The sequence below is a fragment of the Paenibacillus sp. USDA918EY genome, assembly GCF_009870825.1.
Taxonomy (GTDB): Bacteria; Bacillota; Bacilli; order Paenibacillales; family Paenibacillaceae; genus Paenibacillus_AQ; species Paenibacillus_AQ albilobatus.
Window position 1 is genome coordinate 60,657 of sequence record NZ_WTWY01000022.1, and the last position, 24,832, is coordinate 85,488.

Genomic DNA, 24,832 nt, shown 5'->3' on the forward strand with positions numbered 1-24,832 from the left:
ACCTTCTTCTGGACCGGGAGGGCAACCTTGGGTCCAATCGCAACCGTTAAATAAGGAAAGCCCGGAGCGCATCCGCTCCGAGCTTTCTTAACATTATATACGACGGCCGCCGCGTCCGTATGCCTTCGGCAGCTCCGGCTCGAGCAGCTTCAGCCTTGGCAGCCTATGCTCCAGGTCGTCCTGCATGTTGGTCCGCGCCCATTCCTTATGCCGGGATAACCCGCCCGGAACCGCAGGAATGCGCTCCTGCCTGCCTTAGCCGAATCCGTTTCAGCCGGTTGAAGATCCTTTCTCCGAAATCCGGATCGGGCGACTTTGGCGCATTATTTCAAAATGTCCTCGATGCGGTTCAGCACGTCTTCGCTCAGTTCCACGCCTGAAGCCTTGGCATTCTCCGTGACCTGCTCCGGACGGCTTGCGCCAACGAGTGCGCTCGCTACATTGCGATTGCGCAAAATCCAGGCCAAAGCCAGATTGCCCATCGAAATTCCGAGTTCGCCCGCAATGCCTTCAAGCTGCTTCACCTTGTTGATTTTTTCCTCGGTGATGCCCTTGCGCATCCATTCGAGTTTGGCGGCACGGCTGTCCTGCGGAATATCGGAAACCGACGTGTATTTGCCTGTCAGCAGTCCTTGCGCCAGCGGGCAAAAGACGACTTGGCCGATGCCGGAACGCTCGGAGAGCGGCATGATTTCTTTTTCGATGTAACGGTTGAACATGTTGTATTCCGGCTGGTTAACCACGATGCGATCCAGCAAATAACGGTCGGCTACGCCCAACGCTTCCGCGATTTGAGAGGCCTGCCATTCGCTTACGCCGACATAAAGCACTTTGCCCTGACGGACCAGATCATCGATCGCCCGGAGCGTTTCTTCCAGCGGCGTTTCGGCATCATGGCGGTGGCAGTAGAAGATGTCCACGTAATCATGCTTCAGACGCTTCAGGCTGGCGTGTACCTGTTCCATAATATGTTTGCGGGACAAGCCGCGGTCATTGGGACCGTCGCCCATCGGCCAAAATGCTTTTGTAGCAAGCACGTAGGACTCGCGCGGATACGCTTTCAAGGTTTCGCCCACCAGCTCTTCCGCCGCGCCTTTTTCATAAACGTTTGCCGTATCGAAAAAATTGATGCCCAGATCATATGCCGTTTTGATCGAATTCACCGCATTTTCGCGTTCAACGTAACCGCCGTATGTAAGCCAGCTTCCCAAGCTGATTTCGCTGACCTTCAGGCCGCTGCCGCCCAATCTCCGGTATTTCATTTTTCATTCCTCCTTGAGATAATTCAAGATCATTCTGGTTACACCCTACATTCTAAAGAAGTTCGTATCCGATTTGAAGAAGTGAAATGTTTTTCACTTAATTATACCAAGGATATCTAGTATACTTCAGTATAGTAGATATCCCTGTGGAGGTGACCTTCGTGACAACGGCCAAAAAAGCCAGCAGCTATATCCCGAAAAATCCGGAGTTTATCGAATGCAACATCGAAAAAACGCTGGACGTGCTCGGCGGAAAATGGGCTTTTCTCGTCATCCGCGAACTGTTCTGCGGAACGCTCCGGTTCGGGGAGCTTCAGCGGCGGATCCCCAGCGTGAGCCCGCGGGCTTTGACAAGCACGCTGCGCCATCTGGAAGAACATGGGGTGCTTGAGCGCAAGGTGTACCCGACGGTGCCGGTGACGGTGGAATATACGTTGACCCCCAAGGGTCAGGATTTGCACGGCATTTGCCATCAAATGAAGCTTTGGGCGGCGCGGTGGACCTAAGGAGCGTCCGCCCCCGTCCTGTTTTTGAACGGAACGGTGAAAAGTCCCTGTAAGCATCCCCGTCCCCATCCCCTTCTGCGTCGCACAGGAATTGGACTTGCCGGCTGCAGTTGACTAAATTTTGCCAGCATGTTATTTTATTTTTGAACTGACCAGTCAGATTAACGGATTTGATTTTGCAGGAAAGGTAGATTGAGCTTGAGCAAAGACAAAATTATACGCGCCGCCATCGAAGTGTTCTCCGAAAACGGCTACCATCGCGCGAGCATGGATGAGATCGCCCTGAGAGCCCAGGTGGCCAAGGGAACGCTATATTATAATTTTCCGGGGAAGTCCGAACTTTTCAAAACGGTCGTCAAGCAAGGTTTCGAGGATATTATGCAGCGAACCCAAGCCGACCTGTACGCCCCCCTGCCGCTGAAGGAGCAGATTTTGCGGATCATCCGCCATCATCTGGATTTGTTTTTGGAATCGCGCCATTTTTCGCATATCGTGTTTAACGAGCTTTCGAACGGAATCGAGCAGGATGTCCTGGAAGAGCTGAAGCAGCTCCGGCGGGAGCATCTCCGCTTTTTGGCGGCAATCTTGGAAGAAGGCAAATGCGATGAAAACCTGATCCGCGACGTGGACGCCAATTTGGCGGCGGCAAGCATCATCGGCACGCTGGAAAGCACCTGCAACTATTACCTGAACCATCCGGATGAATACACCCGGGACGATTTGGAGCATTTTGTCTTTACGATCATTACCCAAGGCCTGTTTATCTCCATCGATTAGCTAGGCCTTCTTTTTTTCATGACCCAAAACTGACCAGTCAGTTCAAAAATCGCAAAAGAAAGTGACGGTGCTACGTATGGAATGGAATAAAAACGGTTTGCTGCCTTTGGATTGGTTCAAGCAAATGCGCAGCCACTCCCCGGTCGTTCAGTCGGAAGGCAACGGAATCTGGAACGTTTTTAAATACGAGGACGTTAAATACGTCTTCACGAATTACGAAATCTTCTCTTCCCAAGGGTCCCCGTCCTCGGAAGATCCGCTCGAATCGAGCATTTTGCGCCAGGACCCGCCGAAGCACCGTCAGCTGCGCAAGCTGGTCTCACAGGCTTTTACCCCGCGCGTGATCGAGTCCCTCGCACCGAAAATCCAATCCATCGCGGACTCCCTGCTTGACGAAGCCGAACGAAAGGGCCGGATGGACGCGGTCGCGGATTTGGCGAGCCCGCTTCCGATTACCGTCATTGCCGAAATGCTGGGCGTATCCATAGAGCACAGGGAAACATTCAAAGCATGGTCGGACGCCCTCGTCGGCGATCATCCCGATGCCTATTATGCCTGCCAGCGGGAGATGAGCGCCTATTTTGCGGATATCGCCGAGGACCGCAGACGTCATCCGCAGGACGATTTGATTACGAAGCTGGTGCAGGCCCGCATCGAAAACGAACATTTAACCGAAATGGAGATCATCGGATTTTGCATCCTGCTGCTCGTGGCCGGCAACGAAACGACGACCAACCTGATCTCCTCGGCCATGCTGGCCATCGACAGTCTGCCGGAGGTGCGCTCGCAGCTGCTCGAAGACCCCGGATTGATTCCGGGCGCCATCGAGGAAACGTTCCGTTATTTCTCCCCGGTGCAGCTGATGTTCCGCCATGTCAAGCAGGATACCGACCTGCGCGGGCAAAAGCTGAAGCAAGGGCAATTCGTCCACATATGGATGGCATCGGCCAACCATGATGAGGAAGTGTTCGCGCAGCCGGAACGATTCGATATTCACCGGAATCCGAATCCGCATCTGGGTCTGGGCAGCGGCATCCATTATTGCCTCGGTTCCCAGCTCGCCCGGCTGGAATCGAAAATCGCCATCGAAACGCTGCTAAGACGCTTCCCGGATTTCCGCCGCGACCGTTCCGCGGAGCTTGTCCGCCAGGAAAGCACGATGATGTTTGCGCTCAAGGAACTGCCGATTATATTAAAATCATGAAACAAATAATCAGCGGGAGGCTGTGAGACATGGATTCCGTCACGTCTTATCGATCATGGCATGCATTTCTTGCTCTTGTTTTTGTTTTCGCGATACCGTTTTGGGTGGTAGGCTCCATGACGGGAAGCATAAACGGGCTACCGATGAATCTTCCGGTGAGCGCCTTGATGGTGGTGTGTCCTGCGGTCGCCGCGGTTGTCCTCGAGTATAGACAGGAGCGTACAAAAGGCGTAAAACGGCTGCTTGCAAGGGTGTTCGACTGCAGTAGAATTCAACATAAAGTCTGGTATATTCCCATGCTTTTCATCATTCCGATGATCGGACTGCTCTCATTTGCCACCCTTCGCATCATAGGGCTGCCGCTGTCCGGTCCCCCGACTCCATGGTCCTCCCTCCCCTTCCTGCTTGTTTTGTTTTTCATATCCGCTGCGTTTGAAGAAATCGGGTGGATGGGATATGCGATCGATCCGCTGCAAAACCGGTGGGGGGCATTGAGGGCAGGCTTGATTATGGGGGGCGTGTGGGGAATTTGGCATATCATTCCGCTCATTGAGGCCCATCATCCTCCATTGTGGATCGCTTGCTGGTTCCTTGGCACCGTAGCGGCAAGGGTCATTATCGTCTGGGTGTATAACAATACGGGAAAAAGCATGTTTGGGGCCATTATCATCCACGCGCTGTTGAACGTTATCGATTCGTTTTTGCCGAACTACGATGCGAGTTACGTTCCCGGCATGACCGGAATATGGACCGCCATCGCAGCTTGGATCGCTGTATTCCTGTGGGGTTCCAAAACATTGGCCAAGTACAGGTACGCTTGATGCCGTTCACTCTCCCCAAAAAACCTTGCCTCCAGCACCCGGGGCAAGGTTTTTGCGGCGACAGAACCGCTGCGCATGCTTCGGTTGAAGGGGAGCCCGCATGCACATATTCCCCGGCTAGATGTAAAAAAATAAATCGCGCCCCTGCCAAGGAAGCAGGGGGACGCGATTTTGAGTTCACGTTATCGACCGTGCATTTAAAAATTGAAATTGTCCGGGTCGGCTCCGAACCGGCGGTTTTCGTTCAACCCGTTGATTTGCTCCATGTCTTCCGCCGTCAATTCGAAATCGAAAATGTCCGCGTTTTCGACGATCCGTTTCGGATTGATGGACTTCGGAATCGTGACGATTTCATTTTGAATATCCCAACGAAGGATCACCTGTGCCGTGGACTTGCCGTATTTCGCGCCGATGTTCTTCAGTACTTCGTTGTCCAGCAGATGCCCTTGCGCCAGCGGAGCCCAAGCCTCGATCTGGATGCCCTGCGATTTGCAGTATTCGCGAAGCTCGGCCTGGTTCAGCAGCGGATGCAGCTCCACCTGGTTGACGGCAGGTTTCACATTCGCATCTTTCATTACATCCTCCAAGTGATGGATATGGAAGTTGGATACGCCGATCGAACGGACCCGGCCGTCCTGCTGCAGCTTTTCGAGCGCCCGCCAAGTCTCTTTATATTTCCCTTTTACCGGCCAGTGCACCAGGTAGAGGTCCACATAATCGAGCCCAAGCTTGGTGATGCTTGTTTCAAAAGCTTTCAATGTGCTGTCATATCCTTGATCCGAATTCCACACTTTGGTCGTAATAAACAATTCCTCGCGCGGAACACCCGACTCCCGAATCGCTTGCCCAACGCCTTCCTCGTTGCCGTAAAGCGCAGCCGTGTCAATGCTCCGGTAGCCGCTAGCTATCGCGGTTTTGACGGAATCAACCACTTCTTGGCCTTCCTGCACCTTGTATACGCCCAGTCCAAACCATGGCATGGAATGACCGCTGTTCAAGGTTACCGTAGATTGAAGATTTTTCATCAAAAGACGCCTCCCTCGGTTTATTCGAATGGGCGTTCATAAACACCCAAGTACAACCCAAGATAAACCAGTGGCAGGTTAAAGTCAAAGGAAGCGGGGGATTAACGGAAATACGGTTCCGGTATTCGCCCGCTCATCGATGGCCCTCCTGCATCGTTTGTGTCGTACAACTTTGATTATATTGACTTTCATCTACCAAAAAGCTTGAAAAAATAGAAACGAACTGTAAATATTAGATGAGTTGCCAAAAATTATCGCGACGATCAACATCGTATCGTTGAAGGGAGCCTAAAAACATGCCGAGAAGCTTAAAAGACGACGTGATCTCAACTGCGGAAAGCTTTGCCGCCAATTTTGCGGACCGCGGGAATTTTGATTTTAGCGTGGAAAGCCTGCGCCCGCTGGATGATCTTTTGGATGAAATCAGCGATTTTGTAACGGATGACGAACATTTGGATTCCGTATGCTCCATGGCGGGATGTTATATTTTCGAGGTGGCCAGGCGGAATTACGGCGGGGAGTACTATTGGGCTGCGGAGAAAGAGCAACCTGTCCTGATTACCGGAGAGCCCGCTTTTTCGATCTCGATCTTCGCCTTTGACAAAGTGAGAGGAAGGCTCGCGAACGGAAGCGAAGACGATATCCCTTTTTACTTTGAGGGGTATGTCCAAGCCGTGGAGGAAGGAAAAAAGACGGGGTATAACGCGACAATCGTGTAGAAATTTTCAGCATGCGGTTACGAACGACGTTCCACAAGCGTTAACAATATAGAATGAACTAAAGAAATGAAGGTTATAGGGCCGCATCGGGCCCTTTTAAGAGGAAGTTCGATGCAAATTTTAGTTCAATCTATATAAAAGGGAACCTTTTCAGAAACCTCGCAAGGAGGACTTTGTCGTGAATAATGTATTCTTTTTTATCAACATGATTAGAAACATCTTCATCACCTTTTTTCAGGACGCGATTTGGATGGCCGGATTCTTTTTCCTGCTGAACAAGACGTTCGACAACCGCAAGCTGAAGCAATTTTCGAAAATCACGCTCATCATCGTTTGCGTTTTTCTTTTTATTTTCTCGGTTTTAAGAAGTGTGTAGTCACATGTCTCTGCCATGGAGTTGGTTCACCGCCTTGAGCGGAAACGCAACGACTTGCTATATTCAACGGAAACCTGTTGCAGATTCATAACGGCATTAAAAGAATGGCATTTCAAAAATACATTGGCATAACCCCTGCCTTGGAGGAAACGAACATGATCCATGAAAAAGAACTTGGCGGCATCGAATCGCTTATGGCTTCCTTCCAAAAACCTTGGTTCATTGCCGGGGGCTGGACGATCGATTTGGCCGTCGGGGAAGCGACGCGAAGCCATAAAGATATGGACATTTGCATTTTCAGAGAGGATTTGGCGTATGCGTTAAGTTTTTTCAATGATTGGGACATTAACGTGGCCATCCCCGGGGAACATCGGCTGGAGCCTGTCCGTCATTTGGGGGACGTCGAACCGCCGCGATATTGCCTTCACCTGTTCAAAGGGGCGGCGTTTCTGGAAATTCTTTTGACCGAACGCAGCGATGAACAAGTCATTTTCCGGAAGGACCGGACCGTGACCATGCCGATCGGCGACTTTGCGATGGGAAGCTTGACGCGGCCATTCGTCAACCCGGCTTGGCAGCTGCTGTTCAAAAGCCTTAGCACGCGGCCGGAAGACGAGCATGATTTTAACGTCTATATGGAGCGCAGCCGCGACCGGAAATCGAAAAAGTGGCTGCTTGAACAAATGATCCGGTTGGGCGGAAACAGGACGTGGGTGGATGTGTTGAGGGATGATTTGGAACGGGAGAATCGGGCATAAACAAACCTTCCGGATCCTTACAGCCTCAAGCCCATTGAGCATCGGTGCAGCACTAGAATGAGGCGGTATTTTAACTGGCGTACTTGAACGTGCAGACTTCCCTCATATACCGCTCGCCCCCGATTTTCACGCTCTCTTCCGTAATCTCTGCGATTCGCCCGGCCCCGACGAGTTCATTCCCGATAAAAACGACAATCGGTACGCGCTCGGTCATCGCGGTATAAAGGTGCAGCGAAGAGGTCAGCGGCTTCATAAAACGACTCATTTCGATCACCTCACTGCCTAAATTCTACCATATAAGCATGCCTCTTGTCGCAGTTTTAGGGAATGGGAGACATGTACTTCGCCGTATTACCGCCTTTGGGTTATTGCTAGCTTTTCCCGGCCGCTGACGCTCTGGTTTCCAAGTACGGGGAGCAGTCGAGGTTTCTCTCTCCTTGCCGTGGACTTTCGTCTTTTCCGAATAGAAGACATAGAAAAAAGCGCTCACTAAAAGCCGAAACTTTTAGTGAACGCTTTTTCCTGATTTCCTGCATGGAACTCAATCGGAGTAGCGGGATTCGAACCCACGGCCTCACCCACCCCAAGGGTGCGCGCTACCAGACTGCGCCATACCCCGATGTTCGCGGAGCCTTTTTTCCGCAAAAGAACGCGGTTTTCACGCCCATTGTACGATAGCCCATTCGATAATTGTGAGTCATCCGTTAATGTATTTGAGGCTATTATAGCGCATAGGCACGCACACCTGCAATACTTTAGACGTGCATACCTGCGTAAATTTTCCGACTAAAAAATCTCTAAAATCGGTGCTGTAATTCCATACTTCGCGCTTAATTTTTTTTCTTTTCGTTAATTTCATGTTTTCTGAATATGATATAACTCTAAGGGTTGTACAGAAACCTTCTAGTGTCACATCTGATATCGTAGTTGAAAAACGGGTAAATAACCTTATCAACAATTAGGAGGGGTATTATGACGTTGTTTGTTCGTGAGTTAACGATTGAAGAAGGCAATAAGCTAGTCCATATTGCCCGTAGAGGTACAGACCCAGTTGAGGTTCGCCGAGTTCTCCTGATTCTTGCCTCTGCCCAGAAACAAATAATGTAACAAGCGTCTTGGCCAGTAGGAAAAAAAGTGCATGTCCTATAAAATCAGTAAATTCATTCATCCCACAACATTCCATTTGTCGTTGATATGAAAAAAAACCGCCCAAATCAAGGACGGTTCATTGTTGTTTCTAAAAAAAGCAAACGTATCAACAGACAATACGGTCTTACTATGACTAAGTTATTCCGAGATAATTATAAAGCATGTGTACTAGCCTATATTATTTTTCTCTGTAAAATGCAGATAAACTAAGTAAAAGCCCTAATATAACAAAGAATATTCCTCCAAATAAGAGTATATGTTCACTACTCTGAGCAACATAATCCAAAACAAATAAACTAATTCCAAAAAGCATAAATTGAAAACTTAAAAGGAACATTTTAATTGAATCTTTAGGAAAAAACTTAGTAATAATATAAACTACAATAATGGAGGCAATAATAGAAGGCAGAGCAATGTCAAGTATAGTAATAATCATTTACACCCCCTATGTTGATTTCTTAGAAGCTAGCATCAGCGTTGTTGAATATTTTAAAGCTCTTGCTTTCATTTGCGATTGAAAAAGTAACCCCGAAAGTACCACCTGACGCTCCCATTTGAATATTATTAATACTAGAATTATCCCACGTATGAACATAAAAAGTACGGGCATTACCATGTAAATTTTTAAAATTTTCATCGTATACTATCTGTGCAGCAAAATTGTGTCCCATATAGTAAACATCAGCTGTGCCTGCGTCTGCTAATTTAGCATAGTCCTGAATTTCAAAGGCCACTCCAACATTACCATTTCCATAAGTTGGGTTGTCATTTTTGATTTCTTGTCCTCGACCATTCATTAGATACCCCGAAGATGATAAAACCTTTGCATTATATGTACCACTTTTATTAAAGAAAGTAATACCAACCGAATCTCTGCCGCCGATGTTTTTCGTTTCACCGGTGATAGGGAGCCATACTCCTGGTACATCATTCTTCCAATTTTCTGTTTTCCAATATCCACCCCCAGTTACGATCCACTCCTTGCTAGTTGCTGAATAAACTATTGTTGGCTTATTCATTTGTATATCTGAACCTTGGGACATTGGTGATACAACTTGGTCTTCATTAGTTTGTGGCTGAAATAGCACGTGAGCGTTATATTTTTGAATTTCCTTATCAATCGTCTCTTCAGATGCTCCTTGGGATACAAGTTCTGCTAGTATTGAGCCTAGTTCAGATCTTAATTCTTTCTTCTGATCTTCAGACAAATTAGGATTAAATTCATTACTAAATTTAAAGGCTAAAGCTTGCTTAGCATTTACATCGCTATCGTTTAATATATCGTAGCTAACAATAGAAGCATCATCGTTGTCATTGGTTACTGCTGCAAAAGCACTGGTTGCTTGGATAGAAAGCACAGCGGTTAAAGACATCATCAAACAGAGAAATTTTTTTTCATTTCGTTAAATCTCCCTTCAGATTTTTTGGTTACATAATATAGAACAACTTGGTCTATAAAAAAGTTACATATTTTTTAATGGTTTTATATTTGTTATCCTAATACAACCATGTTCGATTAAGTTTCATATGCAACCTGTTCCATTTATTTCAACAACAAAATGAATGTTTCGCAAAATCTCCCAGCGGGTATTTGTAACAAAACGTTGGCGCTTTCAAAATGAACTTGTGAACGTTTTATGAAGTCCGGAACCAGGTCCAGGGAAAAACGTTATATAAGATAGCGGTTACAAAATGATCTCTTCTGCCTGTTCGTTTATAAGAAAAACGTCCATCGACGCACTTTCATAGTAGACAGCCCGCGATTAGCGGAAATTTTCCTTGCGATAAAGGCATGTGAAGGCTCCAGAACTTACACTTTCTAATTTGAAGCCAAAGGAGGTGAAATGATGAAATCAAGGCAGATGCATTCCGTCGTCGCGGCAGTCATGACCCTCAGCATTCTGATTGTGGGTTGCGCCGAAGCCAAACGGGCCGAGCAGCCTCCCAAAGCATCCGTGAAGCCGCCTCGAAGCGAGTCTGCCCAGCCCAGCAGCCAAAAATGCTGAGTGCATATTCGTTTCCGCTCCAATGGCTTCTTTTCAAGCTGAGACCCCTCAATGATCGGCTCCTTCTCTACTCCTTCAGCCGCACCCTAATCATGATCGAATTATTTGCAAAAAAGCCGATGCTTTTCGCATCAGATGTGGCGTCAGATCACGGAAGTTCAAGATTCATGCCGTCGTATGCGACCTGGATGCCGTGAGGCGTAAATATGTCCACCAAATCCGAATGAGACAGCTGCCCGTTATGGGAAAAATGGGTGACGACGATTTGCGCGTCCGGCTTCAGTATCCCGAACTCCTCAAAACGCTGTTTGGTTTCCAATACGGCATCGACGTTCATATGGCTTTGCCGGTAGTTGATTTGCCCGACCGTGCATTCGAGAATGGCCAAATCCAGCCTTTTCCCTTGAAGCCATTGCCACGTTTCCTCCGGGAACCAGCCGCTGTCATGACCGTAAAGCAAGGTTTTGCCGTCTTTTTCGATGTAATAAAGCAAACAGGTTTCGTTCGGATCATGGCTGGCCGGAAGAGGCACGACAACCGCCGTCTGCAGCTGGGTTCGTTCAAGCGGCCGGAGTCTGTGCAAATTGTATTTGCCCTTCGCTCCTCCGTTTGCGTCCAGCGCTTGTTTGATCCGCAGAAGAACCGCGTCGTTCCCGTACACCTCGATCGGATGATCGGCAGAACGGGCAAACCCTGGAAGTCTGGCAACCAAATCGTCGGCATACAAGTGATCGGAATGGGAATGGGTAAAAATAAGATCCTTGATTTTTTCCAAATCCAGCCTGTCGCGAATCATGTGCATAAACGTATCCGGCGGAAAGTCGATTTTCAGTTCATCATCCAGCATGACCGAAGTACGGGAGCGGATCTCTTTGCCGCCTTCCTCCCCTGCTTTCACGCACAGCGGACAACGGCAAAACAACGAAGGAATTCCTTCGAACGCCGCCGTGCCCAGAAACCGAATCTTCATGTTTTCAGCTCTCCCTTATTCAGGATCCATATCTTTCCTTTCCCATTATCGATGAAGAATTCCCATCCGTCCAGAGCGCAACATACGAAATCGATGCATCCCTTCCGGAAGCTGAAGAAGGCTCCCGGGAAGTCTTCATTCGTAAAAAAGAAGACGGTGCTCTAGATGGACAGACGGAACCGCGAATCATGTCGTATAATAGAATGTACTTTGACAACATGAACACGCCTGACGACGACTTTATAACAGGGACGATACATATTAATGAAAAAAACGGTCGTATTTTTGCTGTACATTGCGCTGCTCATTTGTGCAAGAATGCTTTGGTCGGATGCATTCGGAACCGAGGAACAGCCTAAAGTGCAGCAGGGCGTTCTCGACTTGCGCGGAGCCCGATTGGATAACAGGCATTCCATCGTACTGGACGGGGCGTGGGAGTTTTATCCGAATCGGCTGATCTCCGGCAGCCGGCAGGCCGAACAGGCCAAGGATGAGCGCCGCTATATTCAAGTTCCCGGCGATTGGAGTGCCGCTTGGAACGATAAAAACGGTTCGTCGTTCGGTTACGGAACCTACAGGCTCCGCATTCTTGTGGATCAACCGCTGGACCAGCCTTACGAACTGTGGATCAAGGAGATTAAATCCTCCACCGTTGTCATCGTCAACGGAAAAACCATGGGCGGCTTCGGGAAACCTGCTCCATCGGGCAAGGAATATATTCCGGAGCTCGTATCTTTCACCAACACCATCACTCCGAGTCAGCAGAACGTGATCGATATCCTGATCCAATCCGCCAACTACGACGATCCTACCACCGGGGGAATTATCGAGTCTATGAGGTTTGGCACGCAGGCGGCAATCGATTTTCAGTGGTGGTATTCGATCGGTTTTCAGCTGGTCGTTTTCATGATCCTCCTGCTTCATGCGCTGTACGCCGGCATTATGTATATCATCAACCCGAGGGAGAAGCTTCTTCTGGCTTTCGTTCTGCTGCTCGTATTTGCGGGATTGACGGTGGTGTCGGATCATGAATACGTGCTTTTGCGCTGGCTTCCCCTCAATTATACGTGGATGCTGAAGATCCGGATTCTGTCCTATTTGGGCATTACGTTCTGCATGCTGCTGATGGGCAGAAATTTTTCCGGGCAAACCCGGCGGGGGCCTTTGTTTGTCGCATATGTTGGCGCCAGCGCCCTGTACTGCGCATTTTTGCTTATCGCTCCGGCAAACCTGGTGCATCTGTCAAAGGCCTATCATATCTTTGGCGTGCTGTACCTGCTGCCGACGTTCTGGTTTTTCTTCCTGATCGGCAAAATGATGCGCCAAAAGCAAAAGGATGCTTTTCTGATCCTGCTCGCGGCGGCCAGCGTCATATCCAACATTTTATGGGGGATGGTGAATTTCGATTGGAATTTCACTCCCATTTATTATCCGGTCGACATTTTGGCCGCCATCGTCGGCTTTTCCGCCTACTGGTTTAAACGTTATTTCCGGAACGCGGCGGAAAACGCCAAGCTGAACGAGCAGCTGCGAAAGGCGGACGAACGGAAGGACCAGTTCCTGGCGAACACCTCGCATGAACTGCGGACGCCGCTGCACGGCATCATCAATATCGCCCAGTCGGTATTGACCCGCCAGCAACACTCCATGGACCCAGAAAGCCTCAAGAACATGGAGCTTCTCGTCACCATCAGCCGCCGGATGTCTTATCTGCTCAGCGATCTGCTCGACGCCGTCAGATTGAAGGACCAAGGGATCGTGCTCCGTCAACGGCCGCTTCAGGTGGAGACTGTCGTATCCGGCGTGATCAGCATGCTCGCCTACATGACGGAAGGCAAACCCGTCCGGATCACCTCAGGGGTTCCGGAGACGCTTCCTTCGGTGTATGCCGATGAGCAGAGGCTGACTCAAATTTTGTTCAATTTGCTTCATAATGCCATCAAGTTTACCGACGAAGGCACCATCAACATCTCGGCCGAGGCCGATGGAGGAGCGGTCGTGATCCGTGTGGCGGATACCGGGCGCGGCATCGGGCAGGATGCGCTGGAACGGATTTTCCTTCCGTATGAGCAGGGGCAGGGTGAAGACGAAAACGGCGGCATCGGACTGGGCCTCAGCATCTGCAGACAGATGGTCGAGCTTCATGGCGGCACCTTGACGGCCGAGTCCACCCCTGGCAAAGGCACGGTGTTCAGCTTTTCCCTCCCGCTGGCGGAAAGCGGCTTCGAGGCGGATGCAGAAGTTCAAAAAGCCGACCGCGCCGAACCGAAGCCGGGCGAAAACGAGTGGGACGGCATACTCGCCCGGGAAACGGCCGCAGCCGTCGAACCGGACCCCGCCAACGATCGCGCCGGCATGAATGGACATGCTTTGGCCAAGGGCATACGGATTTTGATCGTTGAGGACGATCCCGTCAACCTGAGAGTTCTTGCCGGCATTTTTGCGGATGAAAACTACGAGATCCAGACGGCCTTGTCGGCGAAAGAAGCGCTGCATCTGCTTGAATCCTCATCATGGGATCTGCTGATTTCCGACGTCATGATGCCGCATATGTCCGGCTATGAGCTGACGCGGATCGTCCGGGAACGGTTCAGCAGCTTCGAGCTGCCGATCCTGCTGTTGACCGCCAGAAGCCGGCCGGAGGACATCTACGCCGGATTTGTCGCCGGGGCAAACGATTATGTGGCGAAGCCGGTGGATGCGCTGGAGCTGAAATACCGGGTATTTTCTTTAGGGACGCTCAAAAAATCGGCCGAAGAAAGGCTCCGGATCGAAGCCGCTTATCTGCAGGCCCAAATCCAGCCCCACTTCCTGTTCAATACGATCAATTCGATTATGTCGCTAAGCGAAATCGATCTGGACAAAATGCGGGATTTGGCCGATGCGTTTACCTCGTATTTGCGGATCAGCATCGATTTTCTGAACTCGGAGCAGGTCGTTCCCCTTTCCCATGAACTGGATCTGGTCCAGTCCTATCTTTACATCGAGAAGGAACGTTTCGGGCCGCGGCTGGAGGTCGTATGGAATGTCGATCCGGACATTTCGCTGTTCATTCCGCCGTTGACGCTGCAGCCGCTGGTCGAAAATGCGGTGAAGCACGGCCTGCTGAGCCGGATTCAAGGCGGGACGGTAGAAATCCGGATCCGACGGGAGGAGGAAGGCACGAGGTTCGACGTCAGGGATAACGGCAAAGGCATGTCCGAAGAGGAAGCCGCGCACCTGCTTCACCCGGATGCCGGCGGCGGCCGGACCTCCGGGGGCATCGGACTCCTCAATACGAACCGGAGGCTGAAGCAGCATTACGGGCAAGGTTTGCAGATTGAAAGCAAGCTTGGGGAAGGCACGGTCATGTCCTTCGTCATTCCGAACCATCGCAAGTAAAGCAAGCCACCATCCTGCGCCATCACAGGAATAGAAAAGGGGCCGTCTTTGGGGACGGCCCCTTTTTGCTATGATTAGGACCATCGTTTTTGATGGCCTCGAATTCAACAACCTTCATCCGAAAGATGGGTGCGATTAGAGCTTTGGGCAGCATTGATCAGGGCTGCGTCCCTTTCGAATCGATAATTTCCCGTCTATGCGCCGCTTGCGACCGCCTGCTCCCATTCCTGGTACCATGCCGTCGTTTCCTCGCTTGGGGTCATGTCGTATTCGCCCTCGAACACGTCCGTCAGCTGCTGGTACAGCCTTCTGACTTCCGTGGAATTATGAAGCTCCGCATACATTTTCATCAATCCCAGATAACCGTCCTCCAAATAAGGCAACCTTCCGATCATCTGCTGGTACAGCTTCGCCGCTTCGGCATGCTGTCCAAGCCGAACGTGGCATTCCGCTACGGGTTTGGCATATTTCAGCCAGAGCAGCCGGATGCGCTCCTGCTCCGGCGCCGCCCAAATATACCGGTGTTCCTCCAAATAGTCGCCTGCGTACATGTCCAAAGTCAACAAGTGCCGGGGGAGCGTCTCGGGCGTTACTGGCGGCGCGTCGCGAAGGCTGTTTTCCCAAATGTCCATGTCGAACGCCACCTGGCCCCAAACCAGCCGATAACCTTCGTCATGGTATTTGATCTGCAGCTGGAGCCCGCTCGCCTTAATCATTTGCCTGATTTGGTAGATGGCCGTATGTAACTGTGTTGTTGCTTTCTTCATGTCTTGCTCCGGCCACAGCAAATCGATCAAGGTTTGCTTGCTCACCATTTTGTCCCGGTTGTAGATCAGATATGCAAACAATTCCGGGGCTTTCAGCGTTTTCCACCGGAAGAATTGCGGCCTGCCTTCCCGATCCCGGTAGTGCAGGCTTTGCAGGCAGCAAAGCATCGCTTCTCCGGTTTGTTCCTCGGCGGCATTTGCGGTATTAAGGAGCGAAAACCGTCCGATCCGGTCCAGCGTCACGGCCAGTCTCGACGGATGCACGGGCTTCAGCAAATAATCGAGCGCGTTCACTTCAAATGCTTTTACGGCAAAATCCTGGTAGGCGGTAACAAAAACGACATGCATTTGCGGATGAATTTCCAACAGCTGCTCCGCCAGCTCAAAACCGGAAAATTCCGGCATCTCGATATCCAGAAAGGCGACGTCCGGCGCCTCCTGCCTCACCGCTTCAAGCGCAGCATAAGGATTCTGGTACGCCCCAATCACCTGGACCGGAAAACCAAGCCCGCCTTGCGAATGCAGCAGTTTTTCCAATTTTAATAAAGCCAGATTTTCATCGTCGACGATCAAGACCTTCAAGGTTCTCTCCTCCTTGACAGTGCTGCTTTTCTTCTAAATATTTTAACAGCAAAGCATGCCAGGTTGCACCAAATAACTCCGGTTCGTCTATAATTCTTTTATATCGGTTTCTTCTTTCGCTTCCTCCGGGATGACCAAGCAATTCTCCCAATCCTCCATGGCCATAAACCCCCGCCGGACGAGGGCGAAAATCGTGTTGGTCGTGCAATACCATTCCAAATCGGACACTTTCGGAGAACGGTCTTTTATATTCGACACGGCTCCCTCATACGTCCAATATCCGCCCTGTCTCCAGCGGACGAGTTTCCCTCCATGCGTTTGCGCCTTGTTCAGCGCCTCTTGTTGTATTTCGGATAACATCAATTTATCACCACACAAATCCTTTTCTAATGTTCTGCCGTGTAACGGCCGGTGGAATAACCCTTTCCCCCATTTCAGCGAGTATATATCCATTTAACTATAAAGCTCTGAATATATTCTGAAAAAGGAACGGGGAGGATGGGAAAAAAGGCTTGATTCGGTGCACCACCAAATCAAGCCTTTTTATGCCTTTAGACTATGGCAGCATTTTCGCTGCGCCCGACTAGATTGTTTTGGATGCCGCCGAAGCGCGGTTTGCATCGGCCGGGTTCCGGCGTCCGGTTAACGACAGCATCAGGAACGAAATGACGATGATCGCCCCGGTCCATGCCCAAGCCATCGGCGTATTGCCCGCGTCCACCGCCACATAGATCGCCGTCGGAATCGTCTGGGTTTTGCCCGGAATGTTGCCCGCGATCATCAACGTCGCCCCGAACTCGCCGAGTCCGCGCGCAAAGCCGAGGATAAAGGCGGTGCCGACCGAATGGACGGCAAGCGGAAGCGTGATGTATCGGAATACCTGCCATTCGCTTGCACCGCTCGCGCGCCCGGCGTTTTCCAGCTCGGGATCGACGGCGGCGAATCCGTTTTTCATCGTTTGGTATACGAGCGGAAAGGAAACGACCACCGCCGCGATGACGGCGGCCCACCAGGAAAAGATAATCGGCGCGTCGAACAGCCATTCTACGGCCTGTCCGATCCAGCTTTTCCGCCCCAGCAGCACCAGGAGCAAAAAGCCGACCACCGTCGGGGGAAGCACCAGCGGCAGCATCAAAACGGTCTCCAGCACGCTTTTCCCTTTGAACGTTTTTCGCGCCATCCACCAGGCCGCCGCAGCGCCCAGGACGAGAACGATCACGCTCGACAGCAGCGCCGCCTCCAGGGAAATACGGACGGGCGGCCAAAAGTCATGCCAGCTCATAAGCGCACATCCTTTTTACTCCGGAACGGAAAAGCCGTATTTAACGAAAACGTCAAGCGAAGCCTCGGACTGCAAATATTCGTAAAAATCTTCCGCTTCCTTCGCATGTTTGGTCGCTTTGACGATGCCCGCCGGATATTCGACCGTCGAATAGGTGCCTTGATCCACCGTAAACGCGATTTTGACTTTGGACGAAGACAAAGCATCCGTCTTGTACACGAACCCGGCGTCCGCATTGCCGGTTTCGACGTATTGCAGCACCTGACGCACGTCTTTGGCCTGAACGAGTTTCGGCTGAAGCGGTTCCCACAGCTTCGAATTCGTCAGCGCTTCCTTGGCGTAATTGCCTGCCGGAACGCTTTCCGGGATGCCGATCGCAACCTTTTTGACGTCCGCATTGCCGAGATCCGCGATGCTTGCGACCGGGTTGGCCGAATCTGCCGGCACGACGGCGACCAGCTCGTTTTTCAGAAGGGTTTTGACCTTGCCGTCGGCCATAAGCCCCTGCTCGACAAGCGGCTTCATGTTTTTGACCGCGGCGGAGAGGAACAGGTCCGCAGGCGCCCCCTGCTCGATCTGTTTCTGCAGCGCGCCGGAACCGCCGAAGTTGAAATTCAGCTCCACATCGGGATGGGCCAGCTCATAAGCCTTTTTGATTTCCTCAAGCGCATCGGTCATGCTTGCCGCGGCGGAGATCGTCAGGTCGGTCTTGGCCGCCTGCTTCGCATTCGATACCGCCTGATCCGTCCCCTTGTCCGCGGTTTCCGCAGCGCCGTCCGTTTTGGTGGCTGCCCCGCCCCCGCAACCTGCCGCAAGCAGCATGACCATCATGATCATAAATAAAACCAGACTGTTTCGATAATTAATCCGCATGTCAGCACTCCAAATCATTATATTTAGTTATAAATAGTTATAATTGATATAAATTATACCTAGATATTCCTGGCGTTGTAAACCGGATTCGGAAAAGTTTCACAAACCGTCAAAAGTAGGTCCTGGGAGATGTTCCATCGGTTTGTCCGGCAGGTACGGCAGGATGAAGCATGTTCTTTGGCCTTCCGCGTGTTACAATGAAAGAAGCAATGCGGCGTTGCCGCCAAACGAGCGCCTGTTTCGAATAAGGAGGATTTCCATGTCGAGCGATATATCCTATACCACCGAAGAAATCGCCAAAATGCTGAAAATATCCAAGCTTACCGTCTACGACCTGATCAAAAAAGGCGAACTTCCGTCCTACCGGGTCGGCAAGCAGATGCGCGTCGACGCGGCGGACCTCGAAGCTTACAAGCAGCGGGCCAAGGGCATCAAAGCCGTTCCCCAGCCCGTCCAAACGGCGGATCCGCTTCATCACGGAGCGGCCTTGAGCGGCGTTCGCCCTTTGGTCGTGACGGGACAGGATATCAGCCTGGACATTTTGGTCAAATATATGGAAAAAGGCGTTGCCGGCATCCGGCCGCTGCGGGCGTATGTCGGCAGCCTGGACAGCCTGATCGCCATGTACCGCGGGGAATCGGACATCGTCAGCACCCATCTGCTGGACGGAGATACCGGGGAATACAACATTCCGTACATCCGCAAGCTGCTCGTCGGTTTTCCCTGCATGGTCGTGAACCTGCTGTCGAGAAACGCCGGTCTTTACGTGCAAAAAGGCAATCCGCTCGGGCTTTCCGGCTGGTCCGATCTCGCCCGTCCCGGGCTGCGAATGGCAAACCGCGAAAAAGGCTCCGGCGCCCGCGTCCTGTTGGACGAGCAGCTGCGCCTGCACGGCATCCGGCCGGAGCAGCTCGACGGATATGAAGAGGAGCAGACCAACCATATCGGCGTGGCGGCCAAGGTTGCGTCCGGCGACGCCGACGTCGGCGTCGGCATCGAAAAAGCCGCGGCCATCGTCGGGCAGGTGGATTTTATCCCGCTCATTCAGGAGCGCTACGATCTGGTGATGCTGAAAAAAGCGGAAAACATGGCCTGGATCGGGGCGCTGCTGGACATTTTGCGTTCGGAGGAGTTCCGGAAGGAGCTGCAAACGATCGCGGGGTACGATCTATCGCGCACGGGAGAGGTTTTGTTCGAGACGTGACCGCCTTCCTTGCTTGGTCATAAATAAAAGGAGCTTCCCGGGTGCAAAGCAACCTGCGGGACAGCTCCTTTTTCCATAATAAGAATTTAGACTTTCCGGCGTCCCCGCAAAGCACCTGAATCGGCTTCGAGGCCGCTGGCCCCGCTTCCGGGGTTCATTCGCTATCCTTTGAGCAGCAACAAAAGCGTTCCCGCCGTCAGCAGCACCAATCCGGCCGTCGATTTCAGCGACAGCTTTTCCTTCAGGAAAACGAAGGCGAACAGCACCGTGATCAAAATGCTGAGCTTGTCGATCGGCACGACGACGCTTGCCGGTCCGTCCTGCAGCGCTTTGTAAAAACATAACCACGACAGGCCCGTCGCCAGCCCGGACAGGGTGATAAACAGCCAGCTTTTGCGGTCGATCCGTTTGATCTCTCGCTGCTTTTTTTGGGCAAACACGATCAGCCAAGCCATCAAAAGCACGACGATCGTCCGGATGGCCGTCCCCAGGTTCGACTCGACGCCCTCGATGCCGATTTTGCCCAAGATCGAGGTTAATGCCGCGAACAGCGCGGATAAACAGGCGTAAACCAGCCAGCTTCTGCGGACGGCGGACGCCGCTTTTTCCGATTTGCTTTTCTGGATCATCATATACGTGCCGGCCGCGATGACCACCATCCCGATGGCATTGCTCCACGTCAGCCGCTCGCCGAGAAAAACGAACGCCAACATCATCGTCAGCACGTTGCTCGATTTATCCACCGGCGTGACCTTGTTGACGTCCCCGAGTTGCAGCGCCCGGAAATAACAGATCCAAGAAGCTCCCGTCGTCAAGCCGGACAACAGGAGAAACAGCAAGCTTTTCCCGCTTAAAGCCGTGATCGTGTTCTGCGACCCGACCACAAAAACCATCAGCCAGGAGAAAATCAACACGACCCACGTGCGCAGCGCGGTGGCCAAATTGGAGTCCACGTTGCGGATTCCGATTTTGGCGAGAATCGATGTGATGCCGGCGAACAGCGCCGACCCAAACGCAAAGGCAATCCACATTGCCGATCAGTCCCCCTTTGATGCCAAGATGCCGCCGATCCGATCTTTATGTATCTGACCATTCACCGTATAGCATATGGATTTTAAAGCCGTTTACTCGCCGGGAAGGCCCATAAATTCCCTGCCTCATCACCATATCAGAAACGCAGCCAAGGCAGAAGACCCCAGCTGAAAAAAATCGCCTGCCCTTTGTCCGCCAAAATGAAGCGTGCAGCCGGACAGCCAAAAAACGACATCGTTTCCGAAAACGATAATGACGCCCAGGCGGTAATTCGACTTCATTTTGCGCCCGAAAGCGGCTTGGCTCGAACGGTGCGGTATCCTGTCGTGCGAAATCCCCGATTAGGATAAAATATCTACACAGAAATCAGCCAAACGAATAGTCGTTTGGCCCCTTGTTCGACCGCCGCGATCTCAAGTATGCTCTTGCTGCATCCACGCGACACTGATCATGGCCCGCGGCTCCGGAGCCTCCAACGCAGCGGATCGGAAACGGAATGCCTTTTTGTCCCAAAAGTTTAAGCGCTTAAACATTATGTGAATACCGGAAGGAGGGATTTGCACCAAAAATATATTTTTTACTGTGTTCGTTTTTTATCCAGCGAAAGTTAAAGCGTTTTTACTTTTATCAAGAAAAATCGAATACCGTTTTTGCCATTCATCACTTTTGGAGGGATAATCCATGAACAATGCCAACAGACAAGCCGCCGCAAGAAAAAAACTGACCGCTTTCCTGCTCAGCTTCACGCTGGTCGGCTCATTGACGGCCATGTCCGGTCCCGTGCCGACAAAGGTTTTTGCCGACGAACATGCAGCTGCCGCGGAGCAGCCCGATGTGACGGACTCCGCTGACAGCCCTGGTGCAGAAGTGAACGTACTCCCCGCCGGAGCTTCCGATGCGGACGTTCAAGCCTTCGCCGCTGCCGCGGGAAGCCATGACGCCAATTTTTCCCCGGAAACGCTGCAATTTCTGAAAGCCAACACCGGCCTGGACGGCGAGCAGTGGGACAACATCATGAAGCTCGTCAACAAACCGGAGCAGGACGACCTCAACTGGACGAAATATTACGGATATTGCGAGGATATCGGAGATGACCGCGGGTATACCATCGGGATTTTCGGCGCGACGACCGGGGGGCCGAATGACGAAGGCCCGGACGGTCCCGACCTTTTTAAAGAGTACGACCGCGCCAAGGGCGCAAGCAACCCAAGCGTCGAAGGCGCCCTGAAGCGCCTTGGCATCAACGGCAAGATGAAAAACGGCATCCTCGTCATTTCGGACAGCAAAAGCAAGTTCGTCAGTAAGATCAACAGCCTCCAGAATGACGCGGCCTGGCGGGAAGCGATGTGGCGCACCTTCTATAACGTGTATATCAAATACAGCGTCGAGCAGGCGAGAAAACGCGGTTTTACTTCGGCGCTGACGATCGGCTCTTTTGTTGACACCGCCTTGAATCAGGGAGCGACGGGCGATTCCGGCAGCCTGGAAGGCATCCTTTCCCGCTCGGGAAGCAGCAAGGACGAAAAGACGTTTATGACGAAATTTTACGCCGAACGGACCAAAATCGTCGACACCCACGATTACAACCAGCCGCCAAACGGGAAAAACCGCGTCAAACAATGGAGTACGCTTCTCAATATGGGCGAAACCGATTTGAAAGACGCCGATGCCGCGATCAAAAAAGTAACCGATTGGGAGCTGAAATAAGCCGGAAACCGGAAAAAGCAGCGGGCATCGCAAGCGGTGCCCCTGCTTTCTCAGTTCAAGTCTTTACGAAGTTCGATCATGCCTTATTCGTACCAATACCCCTTAATGCCCTTCGACATCCGGACCAGCGCCTCGAGGTAATAATAATCTCCCCAGATCATGTAGTCGTCCGGGCCGATGCCGCCGCGCACATGGTAGGAGCCGTGCTGAAGCAATCCTTCCGCGTCAGGAATCCCGATCGTGGCGTAATTCTCCACAAGCGATGTCATCATCCGCTGCAAGGCTTCCTGCAGGCATGCGCGTTCCGGATCGTTTGCGTCCATCAGCTCGAGCAGCTCGAGCAAACCGCAAGCGACGATGGCCGAAGCGGAGCTGTCGCGGGACGTCCCCGGCTCGACCGGTGCGTCGAAATCCCAATAAGCGACGTCATCCTCCGGCAAATGCTCGATAAAATAGCGGGCCATCCGCTTGGACGTGTCGAGGAAACGCGCGTCCTTCGTATAACGATAGGATAAAGCAAAACCGTAGATGCCCCATGCCTGCCCGCGCGTCCACGTCGAGCCGTCCCGGTAGCCTTGATGCGTGCCGCCCCGGATGGCGTTGCCGTTTTCCGTGTCAAAATAAAACGTATGATACGACGAGCCGTCGCCGCGAACGAGGAAACGCCGGCTGAGGAGCGCATGGCGGTAGGCGATATCGTAATATTTTTCATCGCCCGTCTGCCGATGGGCCCAATATAATAGCGGCAGGTTCAGCAAGCAGTCGATGATGATCCGCCCGCCGTTCTCCGGATCGCCTTCGGGACCCCAAGCCTGAATGGCTCCGATCCGCGGCCGCCAGCGTTGAAGCAGCTTGTCCGCCGCCTGCAGCCCAAGCTCCCGGGCCTTCTCGTCTTTCAGCACGCGCCACTGGGCCACGGCGGAAAGGGAATACAGAAACCCGATGTCGTGGTGGTCGAGGCTAATATGCTTTACCAAACGGTTGCGGTAATCGTCCAGCTGCGCCTCAGCCGCATCGCGAAAAAAAACGTCCCCGCCGTATTCGTAGCAAAGCCACATCATCCCGGTATAAAATCCTTCGATCCAGTCTACGTTCGCGCCCCAGTCGTAACGCTTCTCCCCCATGGCGTCTTTGCCCGCAATATGCGGAAAAAGCCCCGGGTGAGAACTGATATTCCGTTTCAACTTGGCCGCCGCGTCTTCAATCGCCTTTTGCCACATCGCCCGTTTTTCTCCTTTTCAAGTTCGGTTTCATGATTCGAAGCAACCTTGACGGTTGCCGGTCCCATTCCCTCCCGAAAAAAACCATGGCTATTCTTCTTGTCGTACGGGAAACGCCGCGAATGCGCTTACAAAAACTTTCGCGGAGGGGACAGCCGAAGCTGGTTCGGCCGCTTGTCCCAAGTGCGCCGCCTTTCGCGTGTGACCGCGCGTAAGGCCACCCGTTCCGGTATTCCGTACGATGCTGCGCAAATCTTAAGATGGATCAAATAGCGCCGCTGTCATGGGCCGAATGGTATTCCATAATAAGATAATAGGCATCCGCCGCCAGGTTTGTCCATACCTTTTCACCATTCGGCACCGCCGTTGGCTTGTCCGCGTTTCCCCCGCCTTCGGTCGTTTTTTAACGGCTTTGAAGGTCGGCCCACACTTTTTTGTTGCTGTATTGTTTGTCGGAGCTGATTTCCCTGCCGAACCAAGCCGGCGGATCGAAGTTTTCCGCCTCCGCGACGGATGCGAATTCCGCTTCCAGCACCAGCAGCTCGATTTGCCGGTAATCGTCGATTTCGACCACGCGGTCACCCCATAAGGCGGTGGTGCGCTTTTTGAACAACGGGACCGCCCGATGTTTGGCAACCATTTGCTCGTACAGCCCTTCCGAAATGGCATACTCCACTTCCTCGCGGGCAATGCCGTGGCCTTTTTTGAACGTATGGGTGTATTCCGCCCGGCCGCTCGCCAGGTCGACGATTTTCCGAACCCTCAGCTCCTGGTCTTCATGAAGCGCCAAGTAGGTCTGTTCAATCAGCTGTTCTTTTTCGATTTTTAGCACGTTTTCTTCGATGAGCGCCGCCGGAAACGCCGGCAGCAAAAATTTTCGTTCAATCTCCAGGGCCATGGATGGATTCCTCCCGTTTTCTCGCAATCTGAAACCAGTCACATTCATTATACGGGCGAACGCATGGAGGGACAATCGCAGGCCCGTCATCCCCGGGAGGCACGGTTGTTCCAGAGCCCATCGGGCCGGTCGCCAACTTATTCGTACAGGTAAATCCCCTACAATATGGGCCTGTAGCTTCGAAGCCGGTCCAAGTACTTTCTGGTGACCCGGAAGGTTCTGAATTCTGCGACTCGCAATCAAAACCACCCGTGTGAATGAAGTGACCCCATAAAGTTAGACAGGTTATAATCATTAGGCAACTTGTTGGGCA

At 51.9% G+C, this 24,832-nt stretch carries 25 protein-coding genes and 1 tRNA gene; 11 read left to right on the top strand and 15 right to left on the bottom strand.

From position 1 onward, the window contains the following. Nucleotides 1-323 precede the first annotated feature (323 nt). Nucleotides 324-1,262, bottom strand: coding sequence for an aldo/keto reductase family protein (locus GQY55_RS27840; protein WP_160045183.1), 939 nt, complete (start codon nt 1,260-1,262; stop codon nt 324-326). A gap of 161 nt (nt 1,263-1,423) precedes the next feature. Here GQY55_RS27840 and GQY55_RS27845 point away from each other — a divergent pair, with 161 nt between their 5' ends. The 4 genes from GQY55_RS27845 (at nt 1,424) to GQY55_RS27860 (ending at nt 4,570) form a co-directional block, all read left to right on the top strand. Continuing rightward, nucleotides 1,424-1,768 (top strand): winged helix-turn-helix transcriptional regulator, encoded by a 345-nt coding sequence (locus GQY55_RS27845; protein ID WP_160045184.1) that lies wholly within the window; start codon nt 1,424-1,426, stop codon nt 1,766-1,768. Nucleotides 1,769-1,966: 198 nt separating this feature from the next. Beyond that, nucleotides 1,967-2,545: a TetR/AcrR family transcriptional regulator gene (locus GQY55_RS27850; RefSeq protein ID WP_160045185.1), complete on the top strand. Its 579-nt coding sequence runs from the start codon at nt 1,967-1,969 to the stop codon at nt 2,543-2,545. A 76-nt stretch (nt 2,546-2,621) separates the two neighbouring features. Then, nucleotides 2,622-3,749, top strand: a complete 1,128-nt coding sequence (locus tag GQY55_RS27855) for a cytochrome P450 (RefSeq protein WP_236575920.1) — start codon at nt 2,622-2,624, stop codon at nt 3,747-3,749. A gap of 116 nt (nt 3,750-3,865) precedes the next feature. Continuing rightward, nucleotides 3,866-4,570, top strand: a complete 705-nt coding sequence (locus GQY55_RS27860; protein WP_160045187.1) for a CPBP family intramembrane glutamic endopeptidase — start codon at nt 3,866-3,868, stop codon at nt 4,568-4,570. 197 nt (nt 4,571-4,767) lie between these two features. On the opposite strand, the gene GQY55_RS27865 is transcribed toward GQY55_RS27860, so the two are convergent. Then, nucleotides 4,768-5,595 (bottom strand): aldo/keto reductase, encoded by an 828-nt coding sequence (locus tag GQY55_RS27865; RefSeq protein ID WP_160045188.1) that lies wholly within the window; start codon nt 5,593-5,595, stop codon nt 4,768-4,770. A gap of 296 nt (nt 5,596-5,891) precedes the next feature. Here GQY55_RS27865 and GQY55_RS27870 point away from each other — a divergent pair, with 296 nt between their 5' ends. The 3 genes from GQY55_RS27870 to GQY55_RS27880 all read left to right on the top strand — a co-directional run bounded on the left by GQY55_RS27870 (nt 5,892) and on the right by GQY55_RS27880 (nt 7,448). Then, nucleotides 5,892-6,314, top strand: a complete 423-nt coding sequence (locus GQY55_RS27870) for a hypothetical protein (RefSeq protein ID WP_160045189.1) — start codon at nt 5,892-5,894, stop codon at nt 6,312-6,314. A gap of 178 nt (nt 6,315-6,492) precedes the next feature. After that, complete coding sequence (locus tag GQY55_RS27875) at nt 6,493-6,690, top strand: hypothetical protein (protein WP_160045190.1); 198 nt, start codon at nt 6,493-6,495, stop codon at nt 6,688-6,690. Nucleotides 6,691-6,845: 155 nt separating this feature from the next. Next, nucleotides 6,846-7,448 carry a nucleotidyltransferase domain-containing protein gene (locus tag GQY55_RS27880; RefSeq protein WP_160045191.1) on the top strand — a complete coding sequence of 201 codons (603 nt, stop codon included), beginning with the start codon at nt 6,846-6,848 and terminating at the stop codon, nt 7,446-7,448. A 70-nt stretch (nt 7,449-7,518) separates the two neighbouring features. On the opposite strand, the gene GQY55_RS27885 is transcribed toward GQY55_RS27880, so the two are convergent. From GQY55_RS27885 to GQY55_RS27900, 4 genes are all read right to left on the bottom strand, one after another. Then, entirely contained in the window at nt 7,519-7,713 is a 195-nt protein-coding gene (locus tag GQY55_RS27885) for a hypothetical protein (protein ID WP_236575921.1), read from the bottom strand. 280 nt (nt 7,714-7,993) lie between these two features. Continuing rightward, nucleotides 7,994-8,067, bottom strand: a tRNA-Pro gene (locus GQY55_RS27890). Between the two features lie 708 nt (nt 8,068-8,775). Continuing rightward, nucleotides 8,776-9,033, bottom strand: a complete 258-nt coding sequence (locus GQY55_RS27895; RefSeq protein ID WP_160045192.1) for a hypothetical protein — start codon at nt 9,031-9,033, stop codon at nt 8,776-8,778. A 22-nt stretch (nt 9,034-9,055) separates the two neighbouring features. Continuing rightward, complete coding sequence (locus GQY55_RS27900) at nt 9,056-9,973, bottom strand: hypothetical protein (protein WP_160045193.1); 918 nt, start codon at nt 9,971-9,973, stop codon at nt 9,056-9,058. 471 nt (nt 9,974-10,444) lie between these two features. On the opposite strand from GQY55_RS27900, the gene GQY55_RS27905 reads away from it, so the two are divergent. Next, the gene (locus GQY55_RS27905; RefSeq protein ID WP_212958890.1) at nt 10,445-10,603 is read left to right on the top strand and encodes a hypothetical protein; all 159 of its coding nucleotides are present in this window, start codon (nt 10,445-10,447) and stop codon (nt 10,601-10,603) included. A gap of 148 nt (nt 10,604-10,751) precedes the next feature. Here GQY55_RS27905 and GQY55_RS27910 read toward each other — a convergent pair whose 3' ends face one another. Beyond that, complete coding sequence (locus GQY55_RS27910) at nt 10,752-11,573, bottom strand: MBL fold metallo-hydrolase (RefSeq protein ID WP_160045195.1); 822 nt, start codon at nt 11,571-11,573, stop codon at nt 10,752-10,754. 264 nt (nt 11,574-11,837) lie between these two features. On the opposite strand from GQY55_RS27910, the gene GQY55_RS27915 reads away from it, so the two are divergent. Then, on the top strand, nt 11,838-14,954 hold the full coding sequence (locus tag GQY55_RS27915) for an ATP-binding protein (protein ID WP_160045196.1): 3,117 nt from the start codon (nt 11,838-11,840) through the stop codon (nt 14,952-14,954). A gap of 194 nt (nt 14,955-15,148) precedes the next feature. Here GQY55_RS27915 and GQY55_RS27920 read toward each other — a convergent pair whose 3' ends face one another. From GQY55_RS27920 to modA, 4 genes are all read right to left on the bottom strand, one after another. Continuing rightward, complete coding sequence (locus tag GQY55_RS27920; protein ID WP_160045197.1) at nt 15,149-16,303, bottom strand: response regulator; 1,155 nt, start codon at nt 16,301-16,303, stop codon at nt 15,149-15,151. 87 nt (nt 16,304-16,390) lie between these two features. Further along, nucleotides 16,391-16,663, bottom strand: a complete 273-nt coding sequence (locus GQY55_RS27925) for a hypothetical protein (protein WP_236575922.1) — start codon at nt 16,661-16,663, stop codon at nt 16,391-16,393. Between the two features lie 223 nt (nt 16,664-16,886). Then, entirely contained in the window at nt 16,887-17,585 is a 699-nt protein-coding gene (gene modB, locus GQY55_RS27930) for a molybdate ABC transporter permease subunit (protein WP_160045199.1), read from the bottom strand. Nucleotides 17,586-17,600: 15 nt separating this feature from the next. Continuing rightward, nucleotides 17,601-18,458 (bottom strand): molybdate ABC transporter substrate-binding protein, encoded by an 858-nt coding sequence (modA, locus tag GQY55_RS27935; protein ID WP_160045200.1) that lies wholly within the window; start codon nt 18,456-18,458, stop codon nt 17,601-17,603. 259 nt (nt 18,459-18,717) lie between these two features. Between modA and GQY55_RS27940 the strand changes: the two genes are divergently transcribed. Next, complete coding sequence (locus GQY55_RS27940) at nt 18,718-19,662, top strand: helix-turn-helix transcriptional regulator (protein ID WP_160045201.1); 945 nt, start codon at nt 18,718-18,720, stop codon at nt 19,660-19,662. 161 nt (nt 19,663-19,823) lie between these two features. On the opposite strand, the gene GQY55_RS27945 is transcribed toward GQY55_RS27940, so the two are convergent. Both GQY55_RS27945 and GQY55_RS31670 read right to left on the bottom strand, forming a co-directional pair. Beyond that, nucleotides 19,824-20,693, bottom strand: a complete 870-nt coding sequence (locus tag GQY55_RS27945; RefSeq protein ID WP_160045202.1) for an EamA family transporter — start codon at nt 20,691-20,693, stop codon at nt 19,824-19,826. A 129-nt stretch (nt 20,694-20,822) separates the two neighbouring features. After that, nucleotides 20,823-20,975 carry a hypothetical protein gene (locus tag GQY55_RS31670; protein ID WP_236575923.1) on the bottom strand — a complete coding sequence of 51 codons (153 nt, stop codon included), beginning with the start codon at nt 20,973-20,975 and terminating at the stop codon, nt 20,823-20,825. Between the two features lie 400 nt (nt 20,976-21,375). Between GQY55_RS31670 and GQY55_RS27950 the strand changes: the two genes are divergently transcribed. After that, entirely contained in the window at nt 21,376-22,401 is a 1,026-nt protein-coding gene (locus GQY55_RS27950) for a chitosanase (protein ID WP_236575924.1), read from the top strand. Between the two features lie 83 nt (nt 22,402-22,484). Here GQY55_RS27950 and GQY55_RS27955 read toward each other — a convergent pair whose 3' ends face one another. Next, complete coding sequence (locus GQY55_RS27955; RefSeq protein ID WP_160045203.1) at nt 22,485-23,621, bottom strand: glycoside hydrolase family 88 protein; 1,137 nt, start codon at nt 23,619-23,621, stop codon at nt 22,485-22,487. Nucleotides 23,622-24,024: 403 nt separating this feature from the next. Continuing rightward, a complete protein-coding gene (locus GQY55_RS27960) occupies nt 24,025-24,519 on the bottom strand; it encodes a CYTH domain-containing protein (protein ID WP_160045204.1) in 495 nt (164 codons plus the stop codon). Nucleotides 24,520-24,832 lie beyond the last annotated feature (313 nt).

Bases quoted from the DNA above. Each gene is read 5' to 3' on its own strand.
- modB (WP_160045199.1), bottom strand. From the start codon at position 17,585: ATGAGCTGGCATGACTTTTGGCCGCCCGTCCGTATTTCCCTGGAGGCG.
- GQY55_RS27945 (WP_160045202.1), bottom strand. From the start codon at position 20,693: ATGTGGATTGCCTTTGCGTTTGGGTCGGCGCTGTTCGCCGGCATCACA.
- GQY55_RS27905 (WP_212958890.1), top strand. From the start codon at position 10,445: ATGAAATCAAGGCAGATGCATTCCGTCGTCGCGGCAGTCATGACCCTC.
- GQY55_RS31670 (WP_236575923.1), bottom strand. From the start codon at position 20,975: ATGAAGTCGAATTACCGCCTGGGCGTCATTATCGTTTTCGGAAACGAT.
- GQY55_RS27860 (WP_160045187.1), top strand. From the start codon at position 3,866: ATGACGGGAAGCATAAACGGGCTACCGATGAATCTTCCGGTGAGCGCC.
- modA (WP_160045200.1), bottom strand. From the start codon at position 18,458: ATGCGGATTAATTATCGAAACAGTCTGGTTTTATTTATGATCATGATG.
- GQY55_RS27895 (WP_160045192.1), bottom strand. From the start codon at position 9,033: ATGATTATTACTATACTTGACATTGCTCTGCCTTCTATTATTGCCTCC.
- GQY55_RS27915 (WP_160045196.1), top strand. From the start codon at position 11,838: ATGAAAAAAACGGTCGTATTTTTGCTGTACATTGCGCTGCTCATTTGT.
- GQY55_RS27865 (WP_160045188.1), bottom strand. From the start codon at position 5,595: ATGAAAAATCTTCAATCTACGGTAACCTTGAACAGCGGTCATTCCATG.
- GQY55_RS27910 (WP_160045195.1), bottom strand. From the start codon at position 11,573: ATGAAGATTCGGTTTCTGGGCACGGCGGCGTTCGAAGGAATTCCTTCG.
- GQY55_RS27955 (WP_160045203.1), bottom strand. From the start codon at position 23,621: ATGTGGCAAAAGGCGATTGAAGACGCGGCGGCCAAGTTGAAACGGAAT.
- GQY55_RS27960 (WP_160045204.1), bottom strand. From the start codon at position 24,519: ATGGCCCTGGAGATTGAACGAAAATTTTTGCTGCCGGCGTTTCCGGCG.
- GQY55_RS27885 (WP_236575921.1), bottom strand. From the start codon at position 7,713: ATGAGTCGTTTTATGAAGCCGCTGACCTCTTCGCTGCACCTTTATACC.
- GQY55_RS27950 (WP_236575924.1), top strand. From the start codon at position 21,376: ATGAACAATGCCAACAGACAAGCCGCCGCAAGAAAAAAACTGACCGCT.
- GQY55_RS27840 (WP_160045183.1), bottom strand. From the start codon at position 1,262: ATGAAATACCGGAGATTGGGCGGCAGCGGCCTGAAGGTCAGCGAAATC.
- GQY55_RS27900 (WP_160045193.1), bottom strand. From the start codon at position 9,973: ATGATGTCTTTAACCGCTGTGCTTTCTATCCAAGCAACCAGTGCTTTT.
- GQY55_RS27855 (WP_236575920.1), top strand. From the start codon at position 2,622: ATGGAATGGAATAAAAACGGTTTGCTGCCTTTGGATTGGTTCAAGCAA.
- GQY55_RS27925 (WP_236575922.1), bottom strand. From the start codon at position 16,663: ATGTTATCCGAAATACAACAAGAGGCGCTGAACAAGGCGCAAACGCAT.
- GQY55_RS27880 (WP_160045191.1), top strand. From the start codon at position 6,846: ATGATCCATGAAAAAGAACTTGGCGGCATCGAATCGCTTATGGCTTCC.
- GQY55_RS27940 (WP_160045201.1), top strand. From the start codon at position 18,718: ATGTCGAGCGATATATCCTATACCACCGAAGAAATCGCCAAAATGCTG.
- GQY55_RS27870 (WP_160045189.1), top strand. From the start codon at position 5,892: ATGCCGAGAAGCTTAAAAGACGACGTGATCTCAACTGCGGAAAGCTTT.